The organism is Acinetobacter sp. Colony158 (genome assembly GCF_019264745.1).
In the GTDB taxonomy this organism is placed as follows: domain Bacteria; phylum Pseudomonadota; class Gammaproteobacteria; order Pseudomonadales; family Moraxellaceae; genus Acinetobacter; species Acinetobacter ursingii.
Genome location: NZ_CP078523.1, coordinates 2,481,794 through 2,490,472 on the forward strand (window position 1 = coordinate 2,481,794; position 8,679 = coordinate 2,490,472).

The 8,679-nt window shown below is 40.4% G+C and carries 9 protein-coding genes; 4 read left to right on the forward strand and 5 right to left on the reverse strand.

Translation table 11 applies throughout. The annotated features are described in order from the left end of the window. From JR005_RS09995 to JR005_RS10010, 4 genes are all read left to right on the forward strand, one after another. Positions 1–1,166: HlyD family type I secretion periplasmic adaptor subunit (locus JR005_RS09995; protein WP_218664985.1), on the forward strand; the 1,166-nt coding region annotated here is incomplete at its 5' end. 115 nt (positions 1,167–1,281) lie between these two features. Next, a complete protein-coding gene (locus tag JR005_RS10000; protein WP_004996842.1) occupies positions 1,282–1,881 on the forward strand; it encodes an IMPACT family protein in 600 nt (199 codons plus the stop codon). Continuing rightward, positions 1,871–2,485 carry a chloramphenicol acetyltransferase CAT gene (locus JR005_RS10005; RefSeq protein ID WP_004996844.1) on the forward strand — a complete coding sequence of 205 codons (615 nt, stop codon included), beginning with the start codon at positions 1,871–1,873 and terminating at the stop codon, positions 2,483–2,485. The genes JR005_RS10000 and JR005_RS10005 overlap by 11 nt, the downstream gene beginning before the upstream one ends. A 144-nt stretch (positions 2,486–2,629) precedes the next feature. Next, on the forward strand, positions 2,630–3,472 hold the full coding sequence (locus JR005_RS10010; RefSeq protein WP_004996847.1) for a universal stress protein: 843 nt from the start codon (positions 2,630–2,632) through the stop codon (positions 3,470–3,472). Positions 3,473–3,591: 119 nt separating this feature from the next. Here the strand turns inward: JR005_RS10010 and JR005_RS10015 are convergent, their stop codons facing one another. From JR005_RS10015 to mutS, 5 genes are all read right to left on the reverse strand, one after another. Beyond that, positions 3,592–4,260: an O-methyltransferase gene (locus tag JR005_RS10015; RefSeq protein WP_004996850.1), complete on the reverse strand. Its 669-nt coding sequence runs from the start codon at positions 4,258–4,260 to the stop codon at positions 3,592–3,594. Positions 4,261–4,405: 145 nt separating this feature from the next. Beyond that, positions 4,406–5,125 (reverse strand): D-Ala-D-Ala carboxypeptidase family metallohydrolase, encoded by a 720-nt coding sequence (locus tag JR005_RS10020; protein WP_004996854.1) that lies wholly within the window; start codon positions 5,123–5,125, stop codon positions 4,406–4,408. A gap of 129 nt (positions 5,126–5,254) precedes the next feature. Then, complete coding sequence (gene fdxA / locus JR005_RS10025; RefSeq protein ID WP_004652744.1) at positions 5,255–5,584, reverse strand: ferredoxin FdxA; 330 nt, start codon at positions 5,582–5,584, stop codon at positions 5,255–5,257. Positions 5,585–5,743: 159 nt separating this feature from the next. After that, complete coding sequence (locus JR005_RS10030; RefSeq protein WP_004996857.1) at positions 5,744–5,920, reverse strand: hypothetical protein; 177 nt, start codon at positions 5,918–5,920, stop codon at positions 5,744–5,746. Between the two features lie 156 nt (positions 5,921–6,076). Beyond that, positions 6,077–8,679, reverse strand: a 2,603-nt coding sequence (mutS, locus tag JR005_RS10035; protein ID WP_218664986.1) for a DNA mismatch repair protein MutS, incomplete at its 5' end; no start/stop codon positions are given.

Genomic DNA, 8,679 nt, shown 5'->3' on the forward strand with positions numbered 1-8,679 from the left:
AACGCGCGACAAAAGTGTCCTATAAAGAACCGCCTTTACCGCGCGCCAGTTTAGTGATCTGGATTATCGGTATCGGCTTGCTGATATTATTGCTTTGGGCAGGATTATTTCAACTTGAAGAAGTCTCTACGGGTACAGGCAAAGTCATCCCATCTTCTAAAGAACAAGTGATTCAATCACTGGATGGTGGAATCCTGACCAAGCTAGATGTACAAGAAGGTGATATCGTCGAAAAAGGACAAGTGCTGGCACAGCTGGATCCGACCCGCTTTGAATCAAATGTAGGCGAATCGCAATCCTTACTGATTTCAGCACAGGCGACAGCAGCGCGATTACGTGCAGAAGTAAATGGTACTCCATTGGTCTTTCCCGATGAGGTGAAAAAAGATCCGAAACTGGTACAAGAAGAAACCGCCTTGTATAACTCCAGACGCGAAAATCTGGAACAGTCAATTTCGGGTTTAAAACTGGCTTTACAACTGGTTCAGCAGGAACTCACCATGACCGAACCCTTAGTTGCCAAAGGCGCTGCCAGTGAAGTAGAAGTATTACGCTTAAAACGTGAAGCCAATGACCTGCAAAATAAAATCAACGATGCACGTAACCAATATTACGTCAAATCACGTGAAGAATTATCAAAAGCCAATACCGACACCGAACAACAAATGCAGATTGTACGTGGTCGTACTGACACTTTAAACCGCACCACATTTAAAGCCCCAGTACGTGGTGTGGTCAAGGAAATTGCGGTGACCACGCAAGGTGGGGTGATTCCACAAAATGGCAAGTTGATGACCATTGTGCCACTGGATGAACAACTGCTGATTGAAGCACGTATTTCTCCACGAGATATTGCCTTTATTCATCCGGGTCAGGAAGCGCTGGTCAAAATCACCGCCTATGACTACTCGATTTATGGGGGGTTAAAAGGCAAGGTGACGGTGATTTCGCCAGATACGATTCGAGATGAGGTGAAGCAGGATCAGTTTTATTATCGGGTGTATATCCGTACCGATTCTGACAAGCTTTATAACAAAGAAGGTAAGTCGTTTAGTATCACGCCGGGGATGGTGGCGACGGTGGATATTCGTACGGGTGAGAAGACGGTACTGGATTATTTATTAAAACCGTTTAACAAAGCTAAAGAGGCGTTAAGAGAGCGGTAAATAGTAATAAAGAATTGAAGAAATGCTTAAATCCCCGCTATTGCGGGGATTTTTGTCATTACCAACTTTAATTCAGGCTATAATGTAAATTTTATGATTGATCTTTTTTGCTGCTATGCCTTTTACCATCGCACAACTGGTTTGTTTTGAAGAAGAAATCAAAAAAAGTCGATTTCAGGCATTTGCAACTCCTGTTGAAAACGAAGAACAGGTTAAAGCTTTTTTAGAAAGCTATAAAGATGTCAGCACGACTCATCAGTGTTGGGCTTGGAAAATAGGGCATCAGGTACGCTTTAATGATGATGGTGAACCTTCTGGCACAGCCGGTCGACCGATCTTGGCAACCATAGAAGGCAATGAACTGACCAATGTTTTAGTTTTGGTTAATCGTTGGTTTGGTGGCGTAAAACTCGGAACAGGTGGTTTAGTACGCGCCTATGGAGGCTGCGCAGGACAATGCCTAACACTCGCAGAAAAAATAGAACTCATTGAAAAAAAACAGGTTGTTTTCTCTTGTTATTTTAATGAATGGCCAATTCTTCAATATGAATTGAAGCATCAGCAAATGGAATATACTGAAAATTACACGGTTGAAGGTGTCATTGTAGAAGCTGCTTTACAGATTCATCAGATTGACCCATTAAAATTAAAACTTCAGGATATCACCCGTGGGCGAGAACAATTAAAAATTGTGGAGCCTGAAAATGAATTATGAACGTTTGCTGAAATATCGGGAGCAACATAAGCACCGACTCAACTATATGCCATGGCTTTATTGGTCATTAAAACCCAAACACCGTGAATGGGCAGAAGCATGGCAGATGGAATATCAAACCTATTTGATGGAAATGGAAACCGTTGAAATTGGGAAAAACTGTTTTATTTCTCCATTGGCACATATCTTTGCGGAACCTGGACGCAAAATTAGCATTGGTGATAACACCTTTATTGCAGCCGATTGTACCTTACATGGGCCTTTAAGCATTGGCAACGAAGTCGCGATCAACCATCATTGTATATTGGATGGCGGTCGTGCAGGGATTGTGTTGCATGATCAAGTACGAATTGCCGCGTATTGTCATCTCTATGCTTTTGATCATGGTATGGAGTTGGATCGTCCAATTTATCAGCAACCTGTGACCTCCAAAGGCATTGAAATTGGTCAGGATGTCTGGCTTGGCGCGCATGTCGGTGTCAAAGATGGCATTTCGATAGGGCAACATGCAGTTGTGGGTATGAATAGTATGGTGACGAAAGATGTAGAGGCTTATCATGTTGTTGCAGGGAATCCTGCACGCTGGATTAAAAATAGAAAATAGCTGGTTTTTTAATCATTTAATTGTTTTATATACAAAATAATTTAAACCATATAAAAAATTACCGTAGTTTTAGCCGAATTATGCTAAGTTAAAAATAACAAACAAAATCTCCAAGGCATCAGACCTTAACGAAGAGAGGCTATTATGAGTCGTGTTATTGCATGTATTGATTCTTCACCTTGTATTAATGCAATTGCAGAAGCTGCCGCTTGGGTGGCTAAACAAACCAAGCGGGAACTGGTGTTATTACAAATTCTTGACTACTATCCTGCCAGTTATCATCTCGGTGAAATTAGTGGTGTCATTGGTTTTGAGAGTAATGCTATGCTGCTCAAAGAACTTGCTGAGCTAGAGCAGAAACAAAGTGAACTGGCTTTAGACTATAGCAATAATTTACTTAAACATATTTCTGAAATGATAGAAGAAAAATATGGTTTAAGCAGTTCAAAGATTCAGGAAAAGGGGGACTTCCTTGAACAAAGTTTTAGTATTTTAAAAGAAGATGATTTCGTGGTGATCGGCCGCGTGGGGGAGCGTGCAGCAGAAAAAAACAAACCCATTGGTAGTAATGTTGAAAACTTTATTCGCGGTGCAAATTGTACTGTCATGACCGTCGGTGAAACTTTTAAAGCGCCGACCCGTTTTATTTTTGCTTATGAATACTCTCCAACTTGCGTCAAAATGATGCATCGGATTGCGCAGAGTGATTTGCTTAGAACTTTACAATGTCATCTGCTCTATGTGGGTGATCATCCTCAAGTCTTAAAAGATCCAGAAGAATTTTTAAGCCATGCGGGCATCGAGGTGGTCACGGTTTATCGTTATGGCGATGTGGCAGAAAATATACTCGAATATCAACGTGAACATGGCATTCAGATGATCGTGCTAGGTGCATTTAGTCACAGTAAAATCCACCAGTTCTTTTTGGGTAGTATTGCCACCTCGATTTTCCGTAATGCGACGGTACCACTCTTGGTCGCGAAATAATGTAATGCCTTATCCATAGTTATCCGCAAATCTTGTGGATAACTATATGGACAAGCAATGTAAATAAAAATAGGCTATTGTTTTTAAATAAAAAATAAATTAAGAATATTTTTTGATCATCATTTTACAATGGCAATTGCAAAGCCATCATGACCTTTACTGCCTACTGTTTGTAAAGCGGTACAGGATAAAATTCGAGGATGATTCTGCAAAGCTTCAAAGGTCTGACGAATACCTTCAATACTTGGTTTTTTATTATTTTCATCCAGAATATCACCCGCACGGATCACATTATCCAGTACCAGAATCGTACCCGAATGTGAAAGATTCAACGTTAATTCTAAATATTCAGGATAACTTTGTTTATCTGCATCGATAAAAATAAAATCAAATGGTTCAAATGTCGTAGGGTCTATTTCACGCAAAATATCTGCGGCATGTCCGACTTTGAGTTCAACAGACACTTCGAATTTGGCATGATCAATATTTTGTTGTGCCAGTGCTGCATGAGTATCTCGTCCTTCAATGGTAAGTAAATAACCATCCTTAGGTAAAGTGCGCGCTAGCCAGACTGTACTATAGGCCGCAAATGTTCCTAGCTCCAAAACACGTTTACACTGATTCATCTGAATCAACATTTGTAAAAGCATACCCTGATTAGGTGCAACGGCCAAATGATCTGGGAATCCCTGATTAGCAGTATTCTCCAGTGCAAATTGCAGGTTTGGATCTTCGGGAATTAAATGTGAATCGATATAGTGATCAATGTCTGTCCACATCTGTTGCATAACGGGTGTTACCTATACTGAGATAGCAGCATTTTAACCATTTCTATTCGATGTGCAATTTTAAGTGACAGGAAAATCAAAACTTCACTCTCTAATATTAAAAAAGAGACTCATATGGTCTCTTTCAAACAAAATAAAAATATTTTTAATAATTACACATTGAACTATTGCGACTATGATCGGGGCCCCAAGTTCGATAGCCTTGAGTATCAATATGAATCTGTCCTGAAGCATAGATGCCAATACCCATATCCAGACTTTGTCCATGCTGTGCCCAGAATTGACATAACTTAAATTTAGTATTTTCAATGAAAGCGTAATCTTGCGACTGTGGATACTCAGGGCCGATGCGAAAATCGATTGCTGAATTAAATAAATGTCGAGAAGAATTCGCTCCGCCTGCACATTGGTTTAAAGGTAAATCCCGATAAACCGAGGTAACCTCAAAATCGGTAAGAACTTTTTGAGCGACTAAAGCTTTGAAAATGCGTAAAGTTGGGATGGCATTGTTCCAGAGTTCACGATTGGGAACTGCATATTGTGAACGGCCACATTTTTGCCAGTCCCGTGCCGTTTTTAATAATTCAAAATTAGGGACAACATTAGCGACATTATTACGTTCAAGAAAACGTTCATATTCTTGAACACGAGAGCGATTATCACCCATGCTTAACCATGCCAGATAAGCGGCAGGAACGGTTTTCACTGGAACAGGACGTTCAAGTATGACTTTTTCCTGCGGAATATAAATACGATGTCCCGTGGAAGGTGTGACTTTTCCAGTTTTTTGAGGGGAGGTGGTACAAGCAACCATGAACATAGGTGCAAGGCTTATCGCAAGCAACCCCTTCAAAAATTTCGGCATAATACAATCAATTGCTTACTTTAAATTGGGCTTATTCTAATCGAAAAGGATGGATAAAATGAGGAAAAATTGCAATGAAATGTGTGATTCAGATACAAAAAGACCAGCTTTTGCTGGTCTAATTTGCAATTATTTCTCTAAATACTGAAGCTTATCTGGTTTACCGTTCCATTCTTCACGATCAGCAGGTTGTTCACCAATTTGAGTAATATTATTGCCTGCCCATTTTTCAGACAGTTCAGCATTAAGTTCAATAAAGACTTCCTGACCTTCTGGTAATTCATCTTCTGAGAAAATTGCATTGGCAGGGCATTCAGGTTCACATAGCGCACAGTCAATACATTCATCAGGATTGATCACCAAAAAATTTGGGCCTTCGTAGAAACAATCAACTGGGCATACTTCTACGCAATCTTGGTATTTACATTTAATACAGTTTTCAGTGACAACGAAGGTCATGGCGACAGCTACCTAAAAAATATGGTTCTAATTCCGAATGCTGTATTTTAGGCAAAAAAGGGGGCGACTAACAATTCCTTTTATTGATATTTATTATTCGGATTGATGAAAAGGACTGATTTATATCACTGTAGTTGATAGTAACTCTCAATTAAACCATTATTTACTGGTTTTAAGTGAGTTTTTTAGGCCACCGCCATCTTGTTTATTTACCGTTGCCCATGCAATTCGTTCAGCTTCTTCTTGAGAATGTCCACGTTCTCGTTCACTTTCTTCAATATGTTGAGCTTGGCGTTTTTGTTTATCGGTATAGGCTGATTTATCTCCACGTGACATTTTTATTTTCCTATTTTGAATATACCTTTATTTTTATCATTATCTTGTTTTAAGCGGGTAAAAAGTTGTCAAAGATTTGTCCTTGTATGTAAATTGAAATGAATAAGATAAATGATCAGAACAGACCACTATGTGTGATCTGTTCCATAAGCTATTTCAAGAATTGAGAGTCGCTTTTAATGAATAAAGCTGTTCAAGTGCCTGACGAGGTGTCAAGTTATCGACATCAATTTGTTTCAGCATTTCCAGTGCAGGGGATTGAGCTTCGACTTCAATAATCTTTTCAACCATCGGGGTTTCAATTTCATGTTCAACCGCATTAAATAAATCATTTTGTACTGCGGATTGAATATGTTGCTGCTGCTGTTTTTCCAGTATTTTTAAGCGTTTCTGCGCTTCTTTAATCACGCCAGCAGGGATGCCCGCGAGTTTTGCGACTTGTAAACCATGACTTTGGCTAGCAGGGCCATGTTGTACTTTATGCAGCAAGATCAAGTTGCCATTCATTTCTTTAGCAGTCACATGATAATTATCAATCCCTGCTTCGCTGCCAAGCTCAGTCAACTCGAAATAATGCGTCGCAAATAAACATAAACATTTAATGCGCTTGGTCAAATCAAGTACACAGGCCCAAGCTAAGGACAAACCGTCATAGGTACTGGTACCGCGCCCGACTTCATCCATCAAAACTAAAGATTGATGGGTAGCATGATGCAAAATTTGCGAGGTCTCAGTCATTTCGACCATAAAGGTCGATTTACCTGTTGATAAATCATCTGCTGAACCAATACGAGTAAAAATTCGATCAATCGGACCTAGTTTGGCGGATTGAGCAGGCACATAACTACCACAATATGCCAATAAGCTAATCAATGCGGTTTGACGCATAAAAGTAGATTTACCCCCCATATTCGGCCCAGTGATGATCGCCATACGATGATGACTATCTAAAAAGGTATCATTTGGAGTGTAGGGTGTTTTACTTAATGCTTCGACCACTGGATGACGCCCTGCATGAATTTTAATCCCGATCTCAGGGCTAAACTCAGGACGATTCCAGTGTTGCAAACGTGCTTGATGCGCAAAATTTGCCAAGACATCAATCTGGGCAATCGCTGCACTCATCATTTGCAAATTGGCAATATTTTGTCTAAGCGTTTCAAGCAAGTTTTCAAATAGTAGTTTCTCGCGGGCAAGCGCGCGGGATTCACTGGAAAGAACTTTATCTTCAAAACCTTTAAGTTCTGGTGTGATATAACGCTCGGCATTTTTTAGGGTTTGGCGACGAATATAATGTTCAGGCGCTTGCTCTGCCTGCGCACGTGTCAATTCGATATAATAACCACTGACTCGGTTATAGCCAATTTTTAACGTCGGGATACCACTGAGTTCCCGTTCTTTGATTTCCAGATCAATCAGAAACTGTCCTGCATGATCACGTATTTTGCGTAGCTCATCCAGTTCACCATCATAACCTTCGGCAATCACATTACCATCACGCAGTAGTACGGGCGGATTTTCTACAATTGCAGATAAAAGTAATTGATGGAGGTCTTTGAAATCGCCCAATTGCTGGTCGAGGTCGGTGAGTAAGATCGAGGATTTTGCCTGAATTACAGGCAGTAATGCATGTCTCAGAAATGGAATTTGAGCACATGCATGACGTAATTGAACTAGATCACGTGGACGCGCACTGCTCAATGCAACACGACTTAGTACACGTTCAATATCACCAATTTCCTTTAATACTAAGCGCACAGGCGATTCGTGATAACCGGTTAATAACTGCTCCGTCGCGTCCAGTCGCGCATCCAGAAGAGCAGTATCACGGATAGGTTGCATTAAGGTACGACTGAGTAAACGACCACCCATAGCAGTTTGGCAGTCATTGATTAAATTGAACAAAGACGTCCCATGTTCAAATAGTGGATCGATAATTTCCAGATTGCGGCGAGTAATCGGATCAAGGGCAATAAAATCTGAACTTTGTTCAAGTTGAATCGAGCGAATATGTGGCAGAGCAGTTTTTTGAGTTTCTTTGGCGTAGTGAATTAAGGCCGCAGCAGAGGCTTTGGCAAGGGGGAAATGATCAATTCCAAAGCCAGAAAGTGTTGCAACAGCAAACTGATCACATAAGGTTTTTTGGGCATTGTTGAGATTAAAGTCAACATTTGGGCGTTTGGTAATCGGGCAGTCTAATTGTTTTTTAATCTGTTCCAAAATATTCTGATCGACTAAATCTTCATCGACGACAATTTCACTCGGCATTAAGCGTGAAAGCTCAATTGCTAATTGTTCAGTTTTAAACTCGTGTTCCTGAACCTTAAAAATACTGGCACTTAAATCTAGTAAAGCCAGTCCAATTTTATTTTGTTGAATACACAGCGCGACCAAATTTGAAGATTGATAACTGCCTAGCAATGCATCATCAGTAATGGTCCCTGGCGTAATAATACGAACGACTTTACGCTCAACAGGTCCCTTGCCTGTAACCTCACCCACCTGCTCACAAATTGCAACCGTTTGTCCTGCTTTGACCAAACGTGCTAGATAACCTTCGGCCGCATGATAAGGTACGCCAGCCATAGGAATAGGTTCACCATTGGTTTTACCGCGATGGGTCAGGGTAATACCTAATAACTTGGCTGCCTTACGTGCATCGTCAAAAAAAAGTTCGTAAAAGTCACCCATGCGATAAAAAAGTAAAGCATGCTGATGTTCCATTTTGACTTTTAGATATTGTTGCATCATAGGGGTAT

Coding starts and splice junctions, on each gene's coding strand:
- JR005_RS10030 (WP_004996857.1), bottom strand. CDS start 5,920: ATGTCACGTGGAGATAAATCAGCCTATACCGATAAACAAAAACGCCAA.
- JR005_RS10015 (WP_004996850.1), bottom strand. CDS start 4,260: ATGCAACAGATGTGGACAGACATTGATCACTATATCGATTCACATTTA.
- fdxA (WP_004652744.1), bottom strand. CDS start 5,584: ATGACCTTCGTTGTCACTGAAAACTGTATTAAATGTAAATACCAAGAT.
- JR005_RS10010 (WP_004996847.1), top strand. CDS start 2,630: ATGAGTCGTGTTATTGCATGTATTGATTCTTCACCTTGTATTAATGCA.
- JR005_RS10000 (WP_004996842.1), top strand. CDS start 1,282: ATGCCTTTTACCATCGCACAACTGGTTTGTTTTGAAGAAGAAATCAAA.
- JR005_RS10020 (WP_004996854.1), bottom strand. CDS start 5,125: ATGCCGAAATTTTTGAAGGGGTTGCTTGCGATAAGCCTTGCACCTATG.
- JR005_RS10005 (WP_004996844.1), top strand. CDS start 1,871: ATGAATTATGAACGTTTGCTGAAATATCGGGAGCAACATAAGCACCGA.